Annotated in this window: 18 protein-coding genes and 2 pseudogenes; 12 read left to right on the top strand and 8 right to left on the bottom strand. The window is 41.5% G+C overall.

Features of this window, described 5'->3' with window-relative positions; genetic code table 11:
• The first annotated feature begins 40 nt into the window (after nucleotides 1-40).
• The 3 genes and pseudogenes from ACX27_RS14335 (at nucleotide 41) to ACX27_RS30920 (ending at nucleotide 4,504) form a co-directional block, all read left to right on the top strand.
• Nucleotides 41-3,757, top strand: a complete 3,717-nt coding sequence (locus ACX27_RS14335) for an nSTAND1 domain-containing NTPase (RefSeq protein WP_062293594.1) — start codon at nucleotides 41-43, stop codon at nucleotides 3,755-3,757.
• Between the two features lie 157 nt (nucleotides 3,758-3,914).
• Nucleotides 3,915-4,175: a ribbon-helix-helix domain-containing protein gene (locus tag ACX27_RS14330; RefSeq protein ID WP_062293593.1), complete on the top strand. Its 261-nt coding sequence runs from the start codon at nucleotides 3,915-3,917 to the stop codon at nucleotides 4,173-4,175.
• A pseudogene (locus ACX27_RS30920) lies at nucleotides 4,172-4,504 on the top strand (type II toxin-antitoxin system RelE/ParE family toxin). The gene ACX27_RS14330 and the pseudogene ACX27_RS30920 overlap by 4 nt, the downstream one beginning before the upstream one ends.
• Before the next feature lie 46 nt (nucleotides 4,505-4,550).
• Here the strand turns inward: ACX27_RS30920 and ACX27_RS14320 are convergent.
• Nucleotides 4,551-6,302: an ABC transporter ATP-binding protein gene (locus ACX27_RS14320; RefSeq protein ID WP_062293587.1), complete on the bottom strand. Its 1,752-nt coding sequence runs from the start codon at nucleotides 6,300-6,302 to the stop codon at nucleotides 4,551-4,553.
• Between the two features lie 277 nt (nucleotides 6,303-6,579).
• A complete protein-coding gene (fraI, locus tag ACX27_RS14315; RefSeq protein ID WP_062293584.1) occupies nucleotides 6,580-7,257 on the bottom strand; it encodes a septal nanopore formation protein FraI in 678 nt (225 codons plus the stop codon).
• A gap of 275 nt (nucleotides 7,258-7,532) precedes the next feature.
• Here fraI and galE point away from each other — a divergent pair, with 275 nt between their 5' ends.
• Nucleotides 7,533-8,531 carry a UDP-glucose 4-epimerase GalE gene (galE, locus tag ACX27_RS14310; RefSeq protein WP_062293580.1) on the top strand — a complete coding sequence of 333 codons (999 nt, stop codon included), beginning with the start codon at nucleotides 7,533-7,535 and terminating at the stop codon, nucleotides 8,529-8,531.
• Nucleotides 8,532-8,619: 88 nt separating this feature from the next.
• On the opposite strand, the gene ACX27_RS14305 is transcribed toward galE, so the two are convergent.
• From ACX27_RS14305 to ACX27_RS14295, 4 genes and pseudogenes are all read right to left on the bottom strand, one after another.
• The gene (locus ACX27_RS14305) at nucleotides 8,620-8,832 is read right to left on the bottom strand and encodes a DUF6887 family protein (RefSeq protein WP_062293577.1); all 213 of its coding nucleotides are present in this window, start codon (nucleotides 8,830-8,832) and stop codon (nucleotides 8,620-8,622) included.
• A gap of 111 nt (nucleotides 8,833-8,943) precedes the next feature.
• A pseudogene (locus ACX27_RS35735) lies at nucleotides 8,944-9,003 on the bottom strand (hypothetical protein); the annotation flags it as partial.
• Nucleotides 9,004-9,022: 19 nt separating this feature from the next.
• Nucleotides 9,023-9,613 carry a hypothetical protein gene (locus tag ACX27_RS14300; protein WP_062293575.1) on the bottom strand — a complete coding sequence of 197 codons (591 nt, stop codon included), beginning with the start codon at nucleotides 9,611-9,613 and terminating at the stop codon, nucleotides 9,023-9,025.
• A gap of 266 nt (nucleotides 9,614-9,879) precedes the next feature.
• Entirely contained in the window at nucleotides 9,880-11,091 is a 1,212-nt protein-coding gene (locus ACX27_RS14295) for an urease accessory protein UreH domain-containing protein (protein ID WP_062293572.1), read from the bottom strand.
• 118 nt (nucleotides 11,092-11,209) lie between these two features.
• Between ACX27_RS14295 and ACX27_RS14290 the strand changes: the two genes are divergently transcribed.
• Nucleotides 11,210-12,238 (top strand): M20/M25/M40 family metallo-hydrolase, encoded by a 1,029-nt coding sequence (locus ACX27_RS14290; protein ID WP_062293569.1) that lies wholly within the window; start codon nucleotides 11,210-11,212, stop codon nucleotides 12,236-12,238.
• A gap of 255 nt (nucleotides 12,239-12,493) precedes the next feature.
• Here the strand turns inward: ACX27_RS14290 and ACX27_RS14285 are convergent, their stop codons facing one another.
• Nucleotides 12,494-12,928: a hypothetical protein gene (locus tag ACX27_RS14285; protein ID WP_062293566.1), complete on the bottom strand. Its 435-nt coding sequence runs from the start codon at nucleotides 12,926-12,928 to the stop codon at nucleotides 12,494-12,496.
• An 83-nt stretch (nucleotides 12,929-13,011) separates the two neighbouring features.
• Nucleotides 13,012-13,803, bottom strand: coding sequence for a metallophosphoesterase (locus ACX27_RS14280; protein WP_335337819.1), 792 nt, complete (start codon nucleotides 13,801-13,803; stop codon nucleotides 13,012-13,014).
• 224 nt (nucleotides 13,804-14,027) lie between these two features.
• Here ACX27_RS14280 and der point away from each other — a divergent pair, with 224 nt between their 5' ends.
• From der to proC, 7 genes are all read left to right on the top strand, one after another.
• On the top strand, nucleotides 14,028-15,389 hold the full coding sequence (gene der, locus ACX27_RS14275; RefSeq protein ID WP_062293562.1) for a ribosome biogenesis GTPase Der: 1,362 nt from the start codon (nucleotides 14,028-14,030) through the stop codon (nucleotides 15,387-15,389).
• Between the two features lie 74 nt (nucleotides 15,390-15,463).
• Nucleotides 15,464-16,384: an energy-coupling factor transporter transmembrane component T family protein gene (locus ACX27_RS14270; RefSeq protein ID WP_062293560.1), complete on the top strand. Its 921-nt coding sequence runs from the start codon at nucleotides 15,464-15,466 to the stop codon at nucleotides 16,382-16,384.
• A gap of 70 nt (nucleotides 16,385-16,454) precedes the next feature.
• Nucleotides 16,455-17,927 (top strand): anthranilate synthase component I, encoded by a 1,473-nt coding sequence (locus ACX27_RS14265; RefSeq protein ID WP_235526671.1) that lies wholly within the window; start codon nucleotides 16,455-16,457, stop codon nucleotides 17,925-17,927.
• A gap of 465 nt (nucleotides 17,928-18,392) precedes the next feature.
• Nucleotides 18,393-18,671 (top strand): transcriptional coactivator PipX, encoded by a 279-nt coding sequence (pipX, locus tag ACX27_RS14260; RefSeq protein ID WP_062293552.1) that lies wholly within the window; start codon nucleotides 18,393-18,395, stop codon nucleotides 18,669-18,671.
• Entirely contained in the window at nucleotides 18,668-19,336 is a 669-nt protein-coding gene (locus ACX27_RS14255; RefSeq protein ID WP_062293549.1) for a YggS family pyridoxal phosphate-dependent enzyme, read from the top strand. Before pipX ends, ACX27_RS14255 begins: the two co-directional genes overlap by 4 nt.
• 364 nt (nucleotides 19,337-19,700) lie before the next feature.
• Entirely contained in the window at nucleotides 19,701-20,297 is a 597-nt protein-coding gene (locus ACX27_RS14250; RefSeq protein ID WP_062293546.1) for a cell division protein SepF, read from the top strand.
• 94 nt (nucleotides 20,298-20,391) lie between these two features.
• The gene (gene proC / locus ACX27_RS14245; RefSeq protein ID WP_062293543.1) at nucleotides 20,392-21,204 is read left to right on the top strand and encodes a pyrroline-5-carboxylate reductase; all 813 of its coding nucleotides are present in this window, start codon (nucleotides 20,392-20,394) and stop codon (nucleotides 21,202-21,204) included.
• Nucleotides 21,205-21,249 lie beyond the last annotated feature (45 nt).

The raw sequence follows: 21,249 nt of genomic DNA, 5'->3' as shown, positions 1-21,249 counted from the left end.
AAGCTAGTCCTTCTACTTATACTTAGAATATTTTCCAAATATGCCCCGTGCTATTATCAAAACCGATGTCAAAAAACTTTGGTGTTTAGTTATTGGGATTAATGAATATCAAGATAAAAATCTGCGTGCATTGCGTTATGCTGTTGCAGATTGTCAGGGATTTGCTCAGGCTGTAAAACAAGCAAATCACAAATTTATCTACACAGAAATCATTGAGCATCATTCACAATCAACACAAACACCATCATTAGCAGAAATTCGTGATAGTTTCCAGCACATAGTTAAATCTGCTAACCCCCAAGATACAATTTTATTCTATTTTTGTGGACATGGGATATTAGAGCCAGAGAGTCAGCAGGCTGTGTTGTGTTTACCTCATACTCAAATAGATGATTTACTCAACACTGGTTTGACAATGCAGGAACTTTTAACAGTGTTAGGTAATTGTCAAGCTACTCAACAAATAGTGATTTTAGATGCTTGTCATAGTGGCAGTTTTACTCTGAGAAATTCACCTACGCCTCAGATGTTAGAACAACTGCAAAAAGTTGCTGTTCAGAAAAAACAAACAGGATACAGTCAAGGATTTTATGCCTTACTTTCTTGTGATAAAGAGCAGTTATCGTGGGAATTTCCCGATTTAGGTCATGGCGTGTTCACCTATTTTTTAATTCGCGGTTTATTAGGTGAAGCGGCTGATTTGAGAGGGGAAATTGAAGTTAAATTACTCTATAAATATATTTATCACCAGACCCTCCAGTATATTGATAAGCTCAACCAAGGACTGCGGTTAATTAATCAACAAAAACGTAGCCGTGGTGAAACTGATGGATTAAAAAAAGAACAACCACAGCAAACACCCAAATTGGTTGTAGAAGCTGTGGGGGAATTAGTTCTTGGGTATAAAGCCACAGAAATCGAACTGCGATCGCACAGGCAAGCTTTAATAGTAAATGGGCTATCCGATGGGGAAATAACTCCTGAAATTAGTAAAATGCTGGCTGGTGCTGGTGGGTTTGATTTGAAATATTGGCATCCCCAAGCACGAGATTTGCCAGATGTCCGCCAAGCGATTCAAAATTGCTTACTCAATCAAGCATCGTCAGCCGGTTTAGAAGATGCGACATCTTTACTTTATCTGCGGGGAAGAATTGAAGAAACTCCCACTGGTGAAGCTTTTTTAGTCATTAGTGATGAAATTAAACTTAGTCGTGATTGGTTGCGCCAAAGTTTGCGTCAGTCAAATATTGCTCAACAAATTGTGGTTTTAGATTGTCTTATAGATACACAAAATACAGCATTTCTCCAGAATTGGCTGGAAGATTTGCAACAAGAATCGGAAATTAGCCAGTGTTTAATTATTGGTGCAGCTACTATTGAAAATACCGAAGAATTTGCTACAGCTTTGCTAACAACTTTGCAAACAGCCAACTTGCAAACAGGTTTATCTGTTGCTGGCTGGATTATGGGTGTACAGCGCGAACTTGCAGAAAGTCACATTTGGCGTAATTATTGGCTAGGGGGGATGCAGGGAGTAATAGAAGTTTTACCTGCAACTTTGCAGAAAAAATCCCAACGAGTTGATTTAGGGATTTGTCCTTATATGGGATTAAGAGCTTTTAGTGAGAAAGATGCAAAATATTTCTTCGGTCAAGAGGTTCTCACCCAAAGAATAATTAATGAAATTAATCATAAATCTTTTTTGGCAGTAGTTGGTGCTTCTGGGAGTGGTAAATCTTCCGTAGTCCAAGCAGGATTAATGGCACAGTTAAGATTAGGCAAACAACTTCCGGGAAGTGAAACTTGGCTAATTAAATATTTACGCCCTGGGGAAAAACCTCTGCAAGAATTAGCCAAAATTATGGCAGATGCTGAGGAAAATCCCTTACAAGCTGAAGGATTATTACATTTAGGTGGTGAGGGTTTCGTTCATTGGTTACGCACCAGAAACGAGCCGATAATAGTTTTAATAATTGACCAATTTGAAGAAATTTTTACGCTGGCAGCTACAAGCAATCGCCAAATTTTTCTAGATATCATTTTAGAAGCTTTAGAATACGCATCCGACCGCTTTAAGTTAATCATAACTCTCCGCGCCGACTTTATTTCACCCTGCCTCGAATTACCTAAACTATCGCAGAAATTACAAGCATCTCATGTTTTAGTTCCACCCCGGTTGAGTGAAGAAAATTATCGCCAGATTATCGAAAAGCCAGCCGAACAAGTAGAACTAAAAGTACAGTCTGGTTTAGTGGAACTGCTGTTAAGCGATTTACAACAATCGGCGGGAGATTTACCTTTACTGCAATTTGTTTTAGAGCAGTTGTGGGAACACCGCGACCAAAATACAGGTGAGTTAACAGTATCAGCTTACCGCGAAAAAATTGGTGGCATAAAAGTAGCTTTAGAACTCAAAGCTCAAGCGATTTATGATAGTTTATCGCCAGAAGAACAGAAAATAGCCCAATGGATTTTTCTGTCTTTAACTCGTCTGGGACAGGGGACAGAAGATACTAAAAAACAAGTTCAAAAATCACAATTATTACAAGGTAAATATTCACCATATTTAGTTGAAAAAACTCTGCAAAAGTTTATTGATGCCAAATTAATTGTTGTCAATTTAACAGAAAATGAGGCAAATATTGGGCAGAGTCGTACTGCTGATCAGATATCTCAAGAATTAGAACTGCTCAAAAGTGAAGTGACTATAGAAGTAGCTCACGAAATCTTAATTCGTCATTGGTCGAGCTTGCGTTGGTGGCTGGATGAAAACCGCGATCGCTTATATCAACAAGAGCGTTTAGAAAAGAAACGTAAAGAATGGGAGCAGAAGCAAAAACACCCAGATTTTCTCCTGCAAAAAACTCAACTCACAGAAGCAGAAGCATATTATCAAAAATACAAAGATTACCTCACACCCCAAGAAAAAGAATATATTCAAGCCAGTAAACAAGCGCGGCTAAAAAATCGTTTTTTACTAGGTAGTACCAGTACTATTACTTTATTATTAATTGCTGCTTCTGGTATAGTTGCTTGGCAACAACAACAGCAAAACCAGTTAGCGCAACTCATCCGTTATAGTTCATTTAATATTATTACGCCCGATATTGCCAAAACAACATTAAATAGTCTATCTGCATTGTTGAATAATGCGAATAAACATCAACAAGCTGGGGATATCAATCAAGCATTGGATGATTATCGGCAGATTTGGCGCATCAGTTTGAATCTACAAGACAAAATTAGTCAAGAGCCACAAAAGTTTGCAAATATTTTAAATCACAAAAATACACTACAACAAGCATCACAACAAGCTGAGAATTCCTTGGCAGACATCATTAAAAAAACTCGACTTGCAACTTTGGAATCTGAACTCCAACAAGGTAAATTTGGCAATTTAGTTGATACTGATTTTGCCAAGTTAGAAAATCAATATACAGGCGCACTCAAAACATCTTATGCAATTTTGATGCGCGAACAAGGTGCAAAAGCTGATGTCAATAATGATGGTTATCTCACCGAAGGAGAAGAAAAACTTCTACCTTGTGAAACTCTCAAAGATATTGAAACCTTATGGCGCAAATATACAGAAAATCGGTGTAATTGGACAGATGAATCCACTTGTAGAGAATTGCAAGGACACAACCTCACAATTAAATTATCATTTCCGCCCAGTGCTTATCTTTTAAAAAGGCGTTGGGAGGAGTGTCAAGTTATAGCAGAAGGCAGGAGGAGGGAGGCAGAAGGCAGGAGGTAAAAATTTTATTATGCTTGGTATTTGTGTTTTTTAAATATGCCTATACTTCTCCTTTTTTAAATAAAAATGCAGAAATAATTGCAATCCATTGAGCAAATTTTTCTTCTTCAGCAAGATGTTCAGTTAAAATAATCAGAGTAGTCATACTTCCAAGCCAATGAATATTAATATTGATATACCTGATGAAATGCGTGTTTATCTAGAGGCACAAGTGATGGCAGGTGCTTACGGTAGTATTGGTGAATATTTTCTATATTTGGTCAAGCAAGACCAAAAAAATAAAGCGCAAGCCAAGTTAGAAGCTCTTTTGCAAGTAGGGATTAATTCTCCAGGACAGGAAGTAACACCAGAATATTGGCAAAATTTGCGTTCTACTGTTTTAGAACAGAATCGTATAGGTAACTCAAGCGACACATGAACTATCGGTTAATTGTTAAAGACCGAGCAACGCAAGATTTGCGACTTCTGGCAAATTATATATTGGTCAATGGAAATAGGGATGTAGCAGTTAAATTCTTAAATGCTGCCGAAATGACGTTTGCTCAGTTGCAAAAGACTCCTGGGATGGGAAAAGTAACGCAATTAGTTGTATCGAGTTTAGGTGAAATTCGATAATGGCGCATCAAAGATTTTCAGGATTATTTGATTTTCTATCGGATTGAAGATACTACTATTGAAATTCTTCGAGTACTTCACGGAGCAAGAGACATAGCAGATGTACTTAGCGAATTAGACGAAGAGCTTTAACCCACAATCAAACTTCATCCTGACACCTGTATTCTCATTACTTTGACTAACGCAACAATTCCTCGACTTGATGCTGACTCCACAAAGTCCGATACAAACCTTCTTGCTGCACTAAGTCTACATGGTTGCCGGCTTGGACAATTTTACCTTTATCCATAACTAAAATTCGGTCTGCGGCGGCAGCTGCTGATAGTTGGTGGGTGATAAAAATTACTGTTTTGCGGCTAGTTCCACTAGAAAGATTTTTGAGAATTTTGGCAGCTGTTTGATTATCAACGCTAGATAAAGCATCGTCCAAAATTAAAACTGGCGCATCAACTAACATAGCTCTAGCTAAAGCTGTGCGTTGTCTTTGTCCACCAGATAAGGTAATACCGCGTTCACCAACTAGAGTTTCGTATTGTTGGGGGAAATTCATAATTTCGGGATGAATCTGAGACATGACAGCTACAGATTCGACATCTTGTTGTTCCCGCCTTGGGTCAGCATAGCGGATATTATTTTTGATGGTGGTGCTGAATAAAAAACTATCTTGGGGAACATAAGCGATCGCACTCCGCAAATCAGCTAATGCAATTTTGGTAATATCTACCCCATCTAAAAATAACTGTCCCGGAGCAATATCTAACAACCGGGGTAAAGCATTGGCTAAAGTCGATTTACCCGAACCAATTGCGCCAACAATTGCTACTGTTTCTCCAGGTGCAATTGTAAAATTGACCTGATCTAAAGCTGGTGTTGTTGCTTCTGGATAAGTAAAGCTGAAGTTTTTGGCGCTAATTTCTCCCTTGACTTCTGCTACGGTTAAATTTACCATATCAGCCGTGTCTTGAATTTTGGGAGTAACGCTGAGAATCGATTCTAAGCGATCAATACTAACTTCACCCCGTTGATAGGTGGTAATGGTAAAACCTAATAAAGCGGTGGGAAATACTAGCCTTTCTACATAAATTAGCAGCGCCAAAAAATCACCCACTGCTAAAGTTCCGCCGGAAATTCGGGTTGTTCCTAACCAAATAATAATTAAAGAACTAAGATTAGCTAAACCACCAATTAAAGGAAACAATACATTACGGCTTTTGGCTAATTGTAAGTTAGCTCTTAATAGCTGTTGATTTTTTTTAGCAAAAGCTTGGCGCTCGTTTTCTTCTTGAGCATAAATTTTAATTAAGGCAATGCCGCTAATGTCTTCTTGAATTAGTTCACTAATATCAGAAAGTTTTTCTTGGACTTCGGCTTGTTGTTTGCGGAGGCGATCGCTAAACAAATGCACCAACACAAACATCATCGGATACACTGCCAAAGAATATAGCGTCATATCGACACTAATCGCCAACATAACTGGCAGTGTCAAAGCATAAGCAAAAAAAGTATTGGCTAAACTCAGCACAGCAAAACCCAACAAACGCCGAATATTTTCTACATCGCTGGTAGCACGATTAATCAAATCTCCGGCGGTATTGGTAGCAAAATAAGCAGGTTCTAACTTGAGTAAATGTTCAAAAATCCGTTGTTTTAGGTCAAATTCTACCTGTCGTCCTACGCCAAACAGCCAAATTCGAGAAGCCATGCGGATTAACCACATTGCTGAACTCAACAAAACAATGATTACTACATAGTGTATGAGTTGGTTCCAACTAAATTGGGTTGATAGTCGATCAACACAACCGCGAATCAACCAAGGAATATAAACGCCCAAGCCATTGACAGACAACAACGCAAAAATGCCTAATGTTGCCTCTACCCAATGAGGACGCAGGTAAGCACCGAGTTTAGCTAGTCGTCGAGATTTTGCCATTACAGCAACTTTGCAACTCCATCATCCTAAAACAAACGGATCGTAGGTTTATATTTTATCTACAAAGAACTCAGGAGTGTGTCATCAGAATTCAGTAGAGAAAATTATCTGCTGAATTCTCATCCTAAATTGCAGTCAAAGATAGTATTAGTTTGGCGTGGGAGTAGCGATACTATTTCTGATTGCTACTTAGGTTCAATGCTGAATTCAGGTTTCTTAAATAAGGCCAGCCACTAGGGGATAGCGTTGCGGCCTTGTTAATTTTACTTTTTTAACCCTAGGACTGGCGACCACGTAAGAAAAAGTAAACTTGGTTAAGGTAACTTTCCCAAACTTGGGTAGTAAGTTGGAGTGTTTCTGCACTGGGGACAAAATCCTCTAGTCGCAAACCCCGTTCTCGGATTTGTTGGGGATTTTGTAACAGGTAAGGCGGAATTTTGATATCCGCAGCGTTAAATGCGATCGCATTTACATCACTAGTTGTTGCACCAGGAGCCAATGCAACCAGTACTTCTGAGCCAGTCGCCCTGGCTGGCAAATAATTTCTGACTAGTGCCTGATTTGTTACAGTGGAATTAACAGCTGTCGCCGCAATTGGTGATCTCACCAAAAAATAAGCGATCGCTGGTGTACTGGACAACAGCAAAATAATCAGCGATGCAGCTAGTAATGTTCCCCCTGGTTTTCCTATCCCACCATCTTTAATTTTTTGGGCGGCAAAAATCATCATTAACACTGATGCACCCAATGGTTTGAGCGGAAATGAGATCACCCTCCACAAAGAAGCCACAGCTGGTTCATTAGGATTAATGAACGACAAAGCTATGACAACCAAAATAATCACCAAGACCACCCTTCCGGCGAAAGTTCCTTGAGGATAGAACCTCTGGAACAAAGAATATACGATAGTGCCTACAAGCAGCCACAGTAGTACGCGGCTCAACAATATGAACATAGATTAACTCTCAAATTTTCTAGTGCGATCAGCCTAGGTTTGGAGCAAGATTGTGTATTTGACCGTCAAATTGTAATCGCACTTTTACTTGACTGCAAATATTACCAGCCTCACACCTAAAGACTACCGTCGTAGTGATTTTAGAGCAATTTTTTGACACTGCGTCTATTATTTATAATTTTCCAGGTGAGAAAAAATTTTTTCTGTCACCCTTACACCCTTACATCCCTACACCCATAATTAATTGAGGAATTGTCAACTCAGGGGGAAAAACTATGTCGCCGCAAAAACCCAGCATTTTAGTCACAGGGGGCGCAGGATACATCGGTTCTCATACTGTACTGGCTCTCAAGCAAGCAGGTTATGACGTGGTAATACTTGATAACCTTGTCTACGGTCATCGAGAGTTGGTAGAACAAGTTTTACAAGTAGAACTGGTAGTTGGTGATACCAATGATCGCCCTTTATTAGATGAATTATTTAAAACCCATAATTTTGCGGCTGTGATGCACTTTTCTGCCTATGCTTACGTAGGCGAGTCCGTGACTGACCCCGCGAAATATTACCGTAACAATGTGGTTGGTACACTGACTTTATTAGAAGCGATGCTGGCTGCGTCAATTAACAAGTTCGTATTTTCTTCTACCTGCGCCACCTACGGAGTCCCAGAAGTCGTCCCCATTCCCGAAACCCATCCCCAAGACCCAATCAATCCTTATGGGGCTACTAAACTGATGGTAGAGCGGATTTTGTCTGATTTTGATGTTGCTTATAATTTAAAATCAGTCCGATTCCGCTACTTTAATGCGGCTGGTGCAAATCCTGATGGTTTACTAGGTGAAGACCACAACCCAGAAACGCATTTAATTCCTTTGATATTACTGACAGCTTTGGGTAAGCGGGAATCTATCTCGATTTTCGGCACAGATTACCCCACACCTGATGGTACTTGTATTCGTGATTATATTCATGTGAACGATTTAGCCGATGCCCATGTTTTAGGGCTGGAATATTTATTACAGGGTGGCGATAGCGAAGTATTTAATTTAGGTAATGGTAATGGTTTTTCGGTGCGGGAAGTAATTGCAGCGGCTGAGTCGGTGACGGGCTTATCAATTCCCGTCAAAGAATGCGATCGCCGTCCCGGTGATCCACCTGTTTTAATTGGTAGTAGTGAAAAAGCCAGAAAAATTTTAGGCTGGCGATCGCAATATCCAGCGATCCAAGATATCGTCAGTCATGCTTGGCAATGGCATCAAAAGCGACATAAATAAAAGTGTGAAGTATGAAGTATGAAATTTTCTGTTCACACTTCATACTTTCTCTTTCATTTCTGAGAAAAATGAAATTTCAGTCAAAGATTTAGGCTTGATTCTGTCGTTTTTCTAAGTGCTGTTGATGTAATTGTGGAAAGTTTTCTAAGTCTTCTATTGTTTGCGGAGCGGGAAAAATTTCACTGCTATTAGAGCTAAACCTGTCTAAATAAATCTGAACTGCTGCTTCATCTTCTCTATGTTCAAGGATATATCGGCGGAGTTCACTACGAGTCATTGACATAAAATCATATTTACTCATAAATATCTCCATTTTCCATTGGGATAAATGATAATTTTTGTTTCTTAACCAGCTAGAAATACAACATTTTTTTGTTCGTTCATCTATACGTATCATGTATATCGGTAAATACATTTTAGTTATCCAATAGCTCAGAATGAAGCAAGTTTTTAACTGCTCAGAGGAAGGCATACTTAAACTATTTTAGTAATTAATTTCTTCTTGTTTGTTGCAAGAAAACAAGGAAAACCCCGACTAGTACCACACCGGGAATTGCGATCGCCCAGGGTGGTAAAGTTTTTGTAGTTTCCTGCGCTACAGCATCGCTGTTAGCATTTTGAATACTTTGTGTATTATTTTGAGTACCAGCCGCAACGGTGACTTCAAACTTGAGGGTAAAGGGTTTGAAATTCTCGTCTTTTGCGGGTTTACCACTGAGTTGTAATTGATAAAGTCCGGGTTTGGGGAAGGTAATATCGGCTCCGGGAATACCTTGGAAGCGTTCGGCGGATACGGGTTTGAGGGATGGTTCGAGTAGTGCTGGTTCGCTGGGGGTGTGGGGTTCGGCGTAAACTGCCAGCTGACAATTACACTGAGCTAGGGGAATGGTTTGCCCACCTTTCCGTGTGAGAGCAAACCAAGCTTGCGTCGGTTCGCCAGCGCGGGGGTTATCATTAGGTTCGAGATGAAGAGTTGCACCGACATCTGCGGCTACTTGGACTTTATGGGCGAAGACGGGGTGAATATTAGTAATTGCGATCACTACACAAAACAGCAATAATGCGGATTGTAATTTTTTCATACTTGGAAAATAATTCATACTCACCAAACAAGGCAAAAGTAAAAAGTTAAAAGGCAAAATAAGTAGAATAGTGTAAATAATTGTAGTTAGGAAAAGGCAGGAAGCAGGAGGCAGAAGGCAGAATTAAAGACGGTTTTAGCTTAATTGACCTTTCTTAACATAGTTTGGTTTTTTCCCACCGACTTACTTAAAGAAAAATAAAAATGCTCACAAGCGCCTAAGCTTAACTTATGGAGATTATTTTTTTACTTTTTACTTTTTACTTTTTACTTCGACTCACCTGCTGTTAACCAACGCAACAGCAATACCCCAAGGGTAGCTATAACGAGTAGCACTGTTGCCAACTTATTTCCCCAAGTTGATTCTAGAGAACCCAGGTAATGGGAACCTATCACCACTGCATGAAAGGTACTCAAGATTAAAGCCGGCACAGTTAAAAGATGAATTTGCCGCCAAAGTTTACCCCAAGATTTTTGCAACGATTCCCAACTAGTTAAAGCAGCAGGAGTCATTAAGATCAATGCTACAGCACCCGCAGCCATCCCCCAGCGAAATTCTCTGGGAAAAAACCAAAAAGCGGCAAAATTCCATTGCAGAGAATGTTCAATATTATGGGTGGTGTGGACGAGAGACAGTACAAAAGCACCCACGCCCAAAGCCCGCCGATAACGCATAGGTGCAGCCCACCAACTACTAATTGGGCGAGCAATTAAAGCTAACATCAAGCAAAATAAGGCAGCGTGTCCGGTGTAGTCTACCATTGTGTCACCAGTCCGCAATAAGGTAATTGCACCAATAGTTAGTGTCACCCAACCGCCTAAGCGAAATAATTGACTGCGCCGATCTTTACTAATTAACGAAGTGGAAACACCAACTCCCAGCATGGTGGGTAAAGTTCCCACACCAAAAGCTAACATTGTGGCTGCACCCATCCAGAGGTTGCTGGTTTCTGCGGCTTTAATTTGGGCTGCATACAAAAAACCACAAGGCATTAAACCCCAAGTCATTCCCAAAAATATGGGTGTCCACCATTTGGTTTGGTAGGAAAGTTTGACCATACCTGCACTCAGGCGATCGTGTAAATTACTTTTTAATAAGGGGTGTAATACAGGAATATGAGGCAACCAATTTGGTTTAATTTGTCCTAAGCCAAACCAAATCAGCATAATTCCGGTAATCATCGCCATCCAACGGCGAAATTCACTGCCAATCCCCGCTAGTTGTCCACCTTCAAACAATACCGAACCGACAGCCCCAATTCCCGCACCCACCAGGGCGTAGCTTAATAGTCTGCCGAGGTTCAGTAAAAAGTGAAATATTAATTGCTGTTGCCAAGTAGATGAAAATTCTGAGGTCGATTTCTGACCATTTTGCTTACCAGACAGCGAAAATGCCACTGTCAACGGGCCACACATCCCGAAGCAATGCCCAAAACTGCCGAGAAATCCCAGGATGGCGATTAGCGATAAATCTAACATATCCAGCTACAGCACTGCCCAAACAAGGAACAATATGTTAAATTTTTGCCTCTGTCAACAGACAAGTCGTCAAACTTTGGTTTGCGTTACTCTAGGTCTGGAAAGCAAGGTTCAATGTATGCGAAAACGGATTTGGCTGGTGCTGTTGGCGCTGGTGGTAGTTGTGATAGTTGGTAGTAGAAGCATTGCGTTTAATAGTTTTTTTCCCCAGCGTTCTGCACCAGAAATTGTTGAGCAAGTACCAGAACAACAAGCTCAACCCAAGCCGCCAGCACAGGAAAATACACTGCAAGTTTCGGTTGAGAATTTGCTTACCCACATTGAAAAGTTAAATTTTCAACGCTATACAACAGCAGAGCGATCGCGTACTCGTACATATATCACAAGTGAATTAAAAAAATACGGCTGGAAACCACAGCTAGAGAAATTTACTCAGGGTGTGAATATCTTTGCAGAACGTTTAGGGACTGAGAAAACAGCAGGTACAATTTTGGTTGGCGCACATTATGATACAGTCGCTTCCTCTCCAGGTGCTGATGATAATGGTACTGGGGTGGCAGTTGTGTTAGAAGTTGGCAGATTACTTGGTTCCCAGCCAACACCACGCACTTTACAGTTAGCTTTTTTTGATAAAGAAGAAGCCGGACTGTTGGGTAGCAAAGCTTTCGCCGCTCAAGCCAAACGGTTAAAAAATCTCAGTGGTGTCATTATTATGGATATGGTTGGTTATGCTTGCTACACTCCTGGCTGTCAACAATATCCACCGGGTTTACCTGTAACACCTCCCAGCGATAAAGGAGACTTTTTAGCAGTTGTGGGTGATACAGAACATTTACCTTTGCTGAGTGCTTTTCAAAACACACAACCAGCTAATTTACCAGCCGTTCTCACAGTACCTATTCCATTGAAGGGATTACTCACACCTGATACTCTGCGTAGTGACCATGCACCGTTTTGGTATCAAGGAGTAGGGGCAGTTTTAGTAACAGATACGGCTAATCTGCGTAGTCCTCATTATCATCAACCTAGCGATCAGCTTAGGACAATTGAGCGATCGTTTTTTGCAGGTGCAGCGCAAATTGTTGTGAATACTACCTCTGCTTTGTTAGCCAAACATGAAAATTTAGCCACTCCAATTACTCCTTAAGACTAACAAGAATTGATAAGTAGGTAGGCACAAATAAATCCAACTATAGCAGTCCTAGTTGATATGTGAACAACAAAGATAAGGGAGACAAGGTAGAAAAGGTAGACAAGGGAGAGAGATATTTATAAATGACTTAGGATTGCTATATATGTAAATAAAAGTGACCAAGCTTAAAAACCCCTTCCCTCGTGGAGACACTTGTGTGGGCGGGTTCCCCGAATTGAGCAAAGTGTCGTCCTTCTGCCTCCTGTCTTTTTACTTAACTTGTTGGTAAATTAACACCCAGTTTTGTTGATTATTAAGTTGCAAATATGAACCTTGAACAATCATCCGCAACGCAATGCGTGTCCTCAGATAATACCTAATTAAATGAGTTCCTGGTTGGGCAAATACATCATCATAGTTTTGGCTGTAACCAAATGGTTGAGAACAATAGTTACCAGCATTCAGAACAGATAACACAAAAAATGGTGCTTGTTTGTATTCATCGGGAACCATGAAAATCCCATATACATTATGTTCGCCACGCCAGGGTTGCACAACAACTTGAGAGGCTGTTATCTGAAGTTTTTGTTTGTTTGATTTTAAAAAAGCTTCTGAGTTACATTGCGAGTCATGTACAGGCCACCACAAAGTCACAATTAACATCGAAACTAGCAAAATCAAAATATAGATAATTGGGCGACGCATGGGAATTACACAACCTCTATAGACTACACTAATTGCTCAACTAACCCCAGATATTGCTGCTTCTTTAACTGGTTATGACTTCATCACCTTGGCGCAACTAAAGTAAAGACCGTAATTTCAGGACGGGCAAAGAAACGCAGATGTAAACCTGTCATTCCTAAACCTCGGTTAGTATACAAAAACATCTTACCTACCTGATATTTTCCTAAATAATACTGTCTTGCAAAAGGCGGAAGTATCGGCGGTGTGATGAACGGTAAGCGGATTTGTCCACCGTGGGAATGTCCTGAAAGTTGCAAATCAAACCGCCCTGTCGCCGCGCTGGTAATAGCAAAGTCTGGTTCGTGGGCTAACAATATTGCTGCGCCTGTTTTGGGTAATTTCTGCATGACTAAATCTAGTCGGCTTTTACCCATCTGCACATCATCTACACCCGCAATATGTAACATTGCATTCCCGCGTTGGAGTGTGTAAATATCATTGCCTAAGTAGACAATATTGCTTTTTTGTATGGCTTTAATAATTGCTTGGGTATCGTTCTCGTGGTCGTGATTTCCTAATATTGCTACAGTTTTATCTTTGGGTGTGAAGTGATTTAAAGAAACTGTTAATGAAGGGATGAATTGTGGTAAATTGCGTGTGACTAAATCACCTGTAATTGCAATTAAATCGGGTTTTTGTTGGTTAATTAGTCGGACTATTCGCTTGAGTCGTCGCGGAGTCATCCAGCGATCGCGGTGAATATCACTAATTTGGACAATGCGATAACCGTTAAATTCTGGGGCGAGATTGGGTAATGTCAGTTGTAAAGAATTAATTTCTATCCAATTCGGTTCAATTAAATGGGCATATAGTAAAGTGCAGCAGCCAAGCAATATGCACCACCTTATACATTGAAAAGCTGATCTGCTGGCTTTTATCAACCACTTACGAGTTCTCAACACACAATCTCCTTCGCTGTGATTGCCAGTTTTCTTGCCAAGCTTGTTATTTAAAGTTTCGTAGTAAATTTTCTTTTATCAGAGAAAATTAAAGAAAGACTGAAAGTCGCTAAAATAGACAGATGTGATATACTGACTGTTTCTCTACTCCTGGTTTTATGGGACTGCCAATTGTTGCAATTATCGGCCGACCGAATGTCGGCAAATCCACCCTGGTTAATCGTCTCGCTGGGGAACAAACGGCGATTGTCCACGATGAACCAGGTGTGACCCGCGATCGCACTTATCTGCCTGCTTTTTGGAATGATCGCGAGTATTTGGTGGTAGATACGGGTGGTTTAGTCTTTAACGATGACACCGAATTTCTGCCATTGATTCGTCAGCAAGCACTAGCAGCCCTCAACGAAGCAAGCGCAGCCATTTTTGTAGTGAATGGTCAAACAGGCCCCACATCAGCTGATGAAGAAATCGCCGAATGGTTACGTCAACAACCAGTACCAGTACTCCTGGCTGTGAACAAATGCGAATCTCCAGAACAAGGCTTAATACAAGCAGCCGAGTTTTGGGAATTGGGGTTAGGAGAACCATACCCGATCTCTGCAATTCATGGCAACGGTACAGGCGACTTACTCGACGAGTTAATTAAACACATTCCGCCTGTAACAGAAATACCAGAAACTAATGAAATTAAAGTAGCGATCATTGGTCGGCCAAATGTGGGGAAATCAAGTTTATTAAATGCTTTTGTGGGTGAACAAAGAGCTATTGTTAGCCCCATTTCTGGCACAACGCGAGATGCTATAGACACTTTTATCGAACGCGATGGACAACAATATCGGCTGATTGATACCGCCGGGATTCGCAAAAAGAAAAACATAGACTACGGGACGGAATTTTTCAGCATCAACCGTGCTTTTAAAGCCATTCGCCGCGCCGATGTCGTTTTATTAGTCTTAGATGCTTTAGACGGAGTTACGGAACAAGACCAAAAATTAGCAGGGCGCATCATTGAAGAAGGTCGAGCTTGCATCGTTGTTGTCAATAAATGGGATGCCGTTGAAAAGGACTCTCATACTATCTACGATTACGAAAAAAGTCTGCAAGAGCGACTACACTTTACCGACTGGGCTTCGACTATCTTTGTCAGCGCCTTGACAGGACAACGGGTAGAAAAGATTTTAGAATTAGTTGTTCAAGCAGCCGCAGAACACAAGCGACGTGTGACGACATCGGTAATTAACGAAGTTTTAGAAGAAGCGGTAAGATGGCACTCACCCCCAACTTCTCGCGGTGGTCGTCAGGGCAGAATTTATTATGGTACTCAAGTTAGCACCCAACCACCAACAATTGCTTTGTTTGTGAACGATGCTAAACGCTTCAACGACAACTACCGTCGCTATATCGAAAGACAATTCCGCCAACAATTAGGCTTTAAGGGTACACCCATTCGTCTATTCTGGCGGAGTAAAAAAGTCCGTGATGTGGAAAGTGGTAATGTCAACCGCGCAACTCGCGTGTAATGAAGTAAAAAGTAAAAAGTAAAAAGGTAAAATTTTCTCTTTTTACTTTTGCCTTTTAACTTTTACCTTATCTTATGGATTTACTGCGATCGCTCCCACTAGGGCTATATTTAGAACAACCGCAAACTTGGCTGCATAAGCTTGATCCCCGCGTCAAGATTGCTTGGTTGATGAGTTTTTTAACTAGTTACAGCTTTGCGACTAACGAATGGCGCATCTTGTTAGTCGTGCTGTTAATTCTTTTTACCTTAGTTGCCAAAATTCCCCGCCGAGTTTGGCAGCAACAACTAGGTTGGTTATTAACACTCACAATTTTAGTATTATTTATTGCCGCCGTTAGCCCCGATGGCTTGGGTGTGAGTTATCAACCCCGTCTCCCAGCTAATGAACAAATTTTAGCTCCCAAGTCTAACTCACCCGTCCCAACTCCCCAGCCAGCACTCAGCACTAAAAAATACTCCTACGTCTTGTTCCATCAAGGGCCAGTCAGAATCACCCGCCGTTCTTTGGATTTGGCGGTACGTCTGAGTACCATTTTATTTACGGTAATCTACAGTACTAACTTGTATTTGTTGACAACTGCGCCAGAAGAAATCACGGCAGCAATTGAAAGTCTTATGCAGCCCTTACGCAGACTCAAATTGCCTGTAACAGAAATTACCTTGACTTTAACTTTGTCCTTGCGATTTATTCCCCTAGTTTTAGAAGAAGTGCAGAATTTGATTCGCTCAGTCATGACAAGGGCGATTAATTGGAAAAAACTAGGGTTAAAAGGTGCGGTTAAAGTTTGGATGATTGTCGCCGAAAGACTGTTAGAAAATTTGCTGTTAAGAGCAGACCAAATGGCAAATGCGATGATGGTGCGCGGTTTTACTAGTCCTCACGAACACAAAGTGCAGTGGCATGAATTACGACTCAAAAGATGGGATTGGTTTGCGATCGCCACTTTAACTTTATTCTGGGGAGTGCGGGTAATTTCCGGTAATCAATTTTAAGCTGTTCACTCATTATGACCAACCTTGGCATTGGCGATCGCTCCCCCTAGAAAATCGTACTGGCGCGGAAATTTTCGCCGCCTTATTTCTGCCTACCACATCGTCAGGCATTGCTACCCTGCTAGAAAGTCCTTACCCAACCCCCACAAGCCAACCCCAACTCAGCCGCTATTCTATCTGTGCAGGCGCACCCCGGATAGTCGATGGTGTACCGCAGATGTGGACACCGCAATTAGGTCAGGTTTTTCCTTTTTTGGAAGAGTTGCTACAAAGTAGGGGTTTAGGGGTACAAGGGTGTAAGGGTGTAGGGGAAGAAACTTTTCTCCCATCCTCCCTGCCCCTGCCCCTGCCCCCTCATCTCCCCTTCACCGGTGGTTGGCTAGGATGGCTTGGCTATGATGTCGCTTGGGAAATTGAACAGTTACCTTTTGCTAAATCTGATACTCTACCCTTCCCCGTAGCTTTTTGGTATGAACCAGAATCATTTGCCGTTTTGGATCATGTTGAACAAATTCTTTGGTTAGCAGGTAGTGACATTAATGATGTAGATAGGTTAAAAATTCTTTTAGAAGATAAAAATTCAGGGAATTCACTCTACCCAATTACCTCCTCACCCCATACACCCATCAATTCCGTCCCTGAGTTCTTTACATCGCAGTCAGATTATGAAACATCAGTCAACCGCGCCAAAAAATATATTCAGGCTGGAGATATCTTTCAGGCGAATCTTTCTTTGCGATTTGCTGCATCTACAACGGCTTCTGGCTGGTCAATTTACCAAGCATTACAGAAAATCAATCCTTCACCCTTTGCCAGCTACTGGCAGACTCCTTGGGGTGAAGTAGTCAGCTGTTCACCAGAAAGGTTAGTGCTGTTGCAAAATCAGCAAGCCCAAACTCGACCAATTGCTGGGACGCGATCGCGCGGTACAATCCCAGAACAAGATGATCAACTGGCACAAGAACTACTCAGCAACACCAAAGAACGTGCAGAACATATCATGCTGGTAGACTTAGAACGCAATGATTTAGGGCGAGTGTGTGAATGGGGAACAGTAAAAGTTGACGAACTGCTGACAATTGAGCGATATAGCCACGTTATGCACCTTGTCAGCAACGTTAAAGGTACTTTAAAATCTGACCAAAGCGCCGTTAATTTGATTCGTGCCATGTTCCCAGGCGGCACAATCACAGGGTGTCCCAAAGTGCGGTGCATGGAAATTATCGAAGAACTAGAGCCTGTGCGACGTAGCCTGTTTTATGGTTCTTGCGGCTATCTAGACTGGCGCGGTAACTTGGATTTAAATATCTTGATTCGTACCCTACTGTTAGCACCCGCATCTCCATCTGAAGAGCAGGGGGCAGGGGGCAGGGAGCAGGGAGCAGGGGAAGAATCTCTTACTCAGCACTCAGCACTCAAAACCGTATGGGGACAAGTGGGTGCAGGGATTGTGGCAGACAGTGATCCTGAAAGAGAATGGTATGAATCTCTGCACAAAGCACAAGCACAACTAGCGGCTCTGAAAATGCTTAATTACCAATGAACCTTGCTGAACTAAATTGGTGCAACACCTAATTCCTGAATGATGAATCATCAAAAGTCGGCAATTGCAGGCAATTTTGTGCCACTAAATAATAATTATGGCAACATGGAGAGAAGCCAGCGCCAACATCAATTTGAGAGTCAGCCTTGGCTAAGGCAAACTTTAGAGGGTAAATAGGGCTTGCAACGTGGCAACCCAAACAAAAAAGCAGAGGTTTTTTGTGTTGCCAATAGCAAATAAGTACAAGTTACCCTAGTTTGATCAATCCTTGGTGATTTTACCTTTTCCTACTGTTAGCTTCATTTGTCTACTAGGCATCATCAAGAATTTCAGCACTGCCGCAATGGCAGAAGTCACTCAATTGGAGTAGTTTTAACTAAATATTCTGACGAACAGGTATGATCATCGTCTGGATGTTTGTCTAAAACTACAAATTAATATACATACTCCTACCTTGACTCTTAAATGACTCCAGAAAACTCTGAAATTTACATCAATCATCCAACTTGGGGCTTACTTTATCGGATCTGTGTGGTTGACGACAACCAAGATATGTTCACTACACTTTATGCCCAACGCTTATTTTTTCTGGTCACAAACGACGTTAAAGGTATTAAATTTCAACCTATTGGACGCACTGAAGCCAGAATGATGTTAGAAAATCGTTTGCGGACTCTACGCCGTAATGGTTCATCTCAGGAGTACGATCAGCTTCAGAGTGTTTTCCAACGCACGTTCCAATGAGTAGTTCGATTGACGAACATATTGCCCATATTCGCGCCTCACTGCCATCTTCTGTCAAGTTAATTGCTGTCAGCAAGCAAGTTCCGGCGGAGATGATTCGTTTAGCTTACAACGCCGGAATTCGTGATTTTGGCGAAAGCCGTATCCAAGAAGCTGCCAGTAAACAAGCTCAGTTACAGGACTTATCAGATATTACTTGGCATTTGATTGGACATTTGCAAAGTAACAAAGCCAAAAAAGCCCTAGAACTATTTGAGTGGATTCACTCTGTAGATAATTTGAAGCTGGCACAGAGGTTAAATCAATTAGCACAGCAGCTAGGATTTACCCCAAAGGTTTGTCTGCAAGTCAAAATCCTTCCAGACCCGCAAAAATCAGGCTGGACTGTTCCAGAATTACTTGCTGACTTAGGGGAACTCAACCAGTGCCAGTTTTTACAAATTCAAGGATTGATGACAATTCCGCCTCTGGGTTTGACTGAGGCGGAAATTTTAGATGTATTTAATAGCACACATGATTTAGCGAAACGAATTCAGTTACAAAACTTGCCGAATATTCAAATGCGGGAACTTTCGATGGGGATGTCTGGTGATTATCAACTGGCAGTCCAAGCGGGAGCAACGATGGTAAGATTGGGAACTATTTTATTTGGCGATCGCCATTAATTTCTCTGACAACAATTCTTGACTATTTGTACCAAAGCTTCTAGGTAGTAAATACAGATAATTGTCCTAGACTGCTTGTACAATAAAACACTAAAAAAAAATATTAAATAAAGTAACGAAACATCAAAAAAAGCTGCAATTAAGCTTTATATCCTAAAATCTTTGGGATATAATCTTGACTCATTATTGTATCTAGGTTAAGGTACAGGCGTTTACAAAAGCGTCCGTTCATTATCCATAGTTGTAACAGAAGCTACAAACAACGATAAGATTACTAAACTGTCCGTCCTTTGTAGTGATCTTTAGTGGCTACATCAACTATCAGCCAAATCGATAAAGGTAATTTGCATCAGGAGCGTACCAAATGAACAATATATTTTCCAAACTTCGAGATTTCGTAGGGCTAAACGAGCAGGTAGAATACGAATATTACGAGGAAGAACCAGATACAGATCACTACCAAAATTTGTATCAAGAGGAAAATCCTCAACCTGCACCAGCGGAAGCTACTACACAGAATCGACGTTGGCGGGAACCCATGTCTACAATGGGGAATGATGTAGCAACAGGATCAAAGTCTACGATGGGGAACGTAATTGGTATGCCAGGAGCAGTAAACGGGATTTCCGAAGTATTAGTGCTTGAGCCTCGTACATTTGAAGAAATGCCCCAGGCAATTCAAGCCTTGCGTGAGCGCAAATCAGTTGTACTCAACTTGACAATCATGGACCCAGATCAAGCGCAACGCGCCGTTGATTTTGTTGCTGGTGGAACTTACGCATTAGATGGACATCAAGAGCGGATTGGAGAAAGCATCTTTTTGTTTACGCCAAGCTGCGTACAAGTCAGCACCCAAGGTGGAGTTATTCATGAAGTACCACAACCGCCAGCGCGTCCTGTACGTACCGCCCCAACTGCCGCACCAAACTGGGGAAATGAACCTAACCGCATGGCGCAATAAATTGAAATTAGTCGTTAGTCCTTTGTCCTTCGTCCTTTGTCCTTCGTTCTAAGATACAAATGACTAATGACAAGTGACTAATGACCAATCATAAATGACTAGAAAATTTGGCTTAATTGGTGGTGGGATAATGGGAGAGGCGCTGTTATCCCGCCTGCTTGAACGGGGTATCTACCAACCCTCAGAAGTAATAGTTAGCGAACCCCAACCGTCGCGTCAGGCTTTTTTGCAGCAGCAATACGATGTGACTGTGACGATAGATAACAGCTTGGTATTTCAGCAAGCGCAGGAAGTCATATTTTTAGCTGTAAAACCGCAAGTATTTAGTGCGATCGCTCAAGAATTAGCAGATATTGTTTTAGCAGAACATTCCCCTCTGGTGATTTCGATTTTGGCAGGAGTGCCTTTACATCACCTAGAAGCAGCATTCCCAGGATTACCAGTAATTAGAGCTATGCCCAACACCCCAGCCACAGTCGGGGCGGGGATGACAGCTATATGTTTAGGTGCGTATACCAACGCTAAACACCAGCAAAAAGCAGCAGAGATATTTTCCGCAGTGGGAGAAGTGGTGGAAGTTTCCGAAAGCTTGATGGATGCTGTTACAGGGCTATCTGGTAGTGGCCCGGCTTACGTATCTATATTAGTAGAAGCTTTAGCGGATGGTGGAGTCGCCGCAGGTTTACCCAGAGGAATTGCCAATCAACTCGCTCTACAAACTGTCTTGGGAACCGCACAATTACTCCACGAAAGCAAAATGCACCCCGCAGAATTGAAAGACAGAGTTACCAGTCCTGGTGGTACAACCATTGCTGGCATTAGCCAATTAGAAAAAGCTGGATTTCGCTCTGCTTTAATTGAAGCAGTCAAAGCCGCCACAGCGCGATCGCAAGAATTGGGAAAATGAGGGGAGTGGGGAAACAAGAAAATATGCTTATTCCCCATTCCCTAC

It is taken from the genome of Nostoc piscinale CENA21 (assembly GCF_001298445.1).
Lineage (GTDB): Bacteria > Cyanobacteriota > Cyanobacteriia > Cyanobacteriales > Nostocaceae > Nostoc_B > Nostoc_B piscinale_A.
This window is presented reverse-complemented; position numbering and strand designations above follow the sequence as displayed.

Excerpts from the sequence above, each read along its gene's own strand:
- fraI (WP_062293584.1), bottom strand. The coding sequence starts at position 7,257 with ATGTTCATATTGTTGAGCCGCGTACTACTGTGGCTGCTTGTAGGCACT.
- ACX27_RS14335 (WP_062293594.1), top strand. The coding sequence starts at position 41 with ATGCCCCGTGCTATTATCAAAACCGATGTCAAAAAACTTTGGTGTTTA.
- ACX27_RS14300 (WP_062293575.1), bottom strand. The coding sequence starts at position 9,613 with ATGAAAAAATTACAATCCGCATTATTGCTGTTTTGTGTAGTGATCGCA.
- galE (WP_062293580.1), top strand. The coding sequence starts at position 7,533 with ATGTCGCCGCAAAAACCCAGCATTTTAGTCACAGGGGGCGCAGGATAC.
- ACX27_RS14270 (WP_062293560.1), top strand. The coding sequence starts at position 15,464 with ATGGATTTACTGCGATCGCTCCCACTAGGGCTATATTTAGAACAACCG.
- ACX27_RS14285 (WP_062293566.1), bottom strand. The coding sequence starts at position 12,928 with ATGCGTCGCCCAATTATCTATATTTTGATTTTGCTAGTTTCGATGTTA.
- ACX27_RS14295 (WP_062293572.1), bottom strand. The coding sequence starts at position 11,091 with ATGTTAGATTTATCGCTAATCGCCATCCTGGGATTTCTCGGCAGTTTT.
- ACX27_RS14255 (WP_062293549.1), top strand. The coding sequence starts at position 18,668 with ATGAGTAGTTCGATTGACGAACATATTGCCCATATTCGCGCCTCACTG.
- ACX27_RS14330 (WP_062293593.1), top strand. The coding sequence starts at position 3,915 with ATGAATATTAATATTGATATACCTGATGAAATGCGTGTTTATCTAGAG.
- ACX27_RS14305 (WP_062293577.1), bottom strand. The coding sequence starts at position 8,832 with ATGAGTAAATATGATTTTATGTCAATGACTCGTAGTGAACTCCGCCGA.
- ACX27_RS14250 (WP_062293546.1), top strand. The coding sequence starts at position 19,701 with ATGAACAATATATTTTCCAAACTTCGAGATTTCGTAGGGCTAAACGAG.
- pipX (WP_062293552.1), top strand. The coding sequence starts at position 18,393 with ATGACTCCAGAAAACTCTGAAATTTACATCAATCATCCAACTTGGGGC.
- proC (WP_062293543.1), top strand. The coding sequence starts at position 20,392 with ATGACTAGAAAATTTGGCTTAATTGGTGGTGGGATAATGGGAGAGGCG.
- der (WP_062293562.1), top strand. The coding sequence starts at position 14,028 with ATGGGACTGCCAATTGTTGCAATTATCGGCCGACCGAATGTCGGCAAA.
- ACX27_RS14320 (WP_062293587.1), bottom strand. The coding sequence starts at position 6,302 with ATGGCAAAATCTCGACGACTAGCTAAACTCGGTGCTTACCTGCGTCCT.
- ACX27_RS14290 (WP_062293569.1), top strand. The coding sequence starts at position 11,210 with ATGCGAAAACGGATTTGGCTGGTGCTGTTGGCGCTGGTGGTAGTTGTG.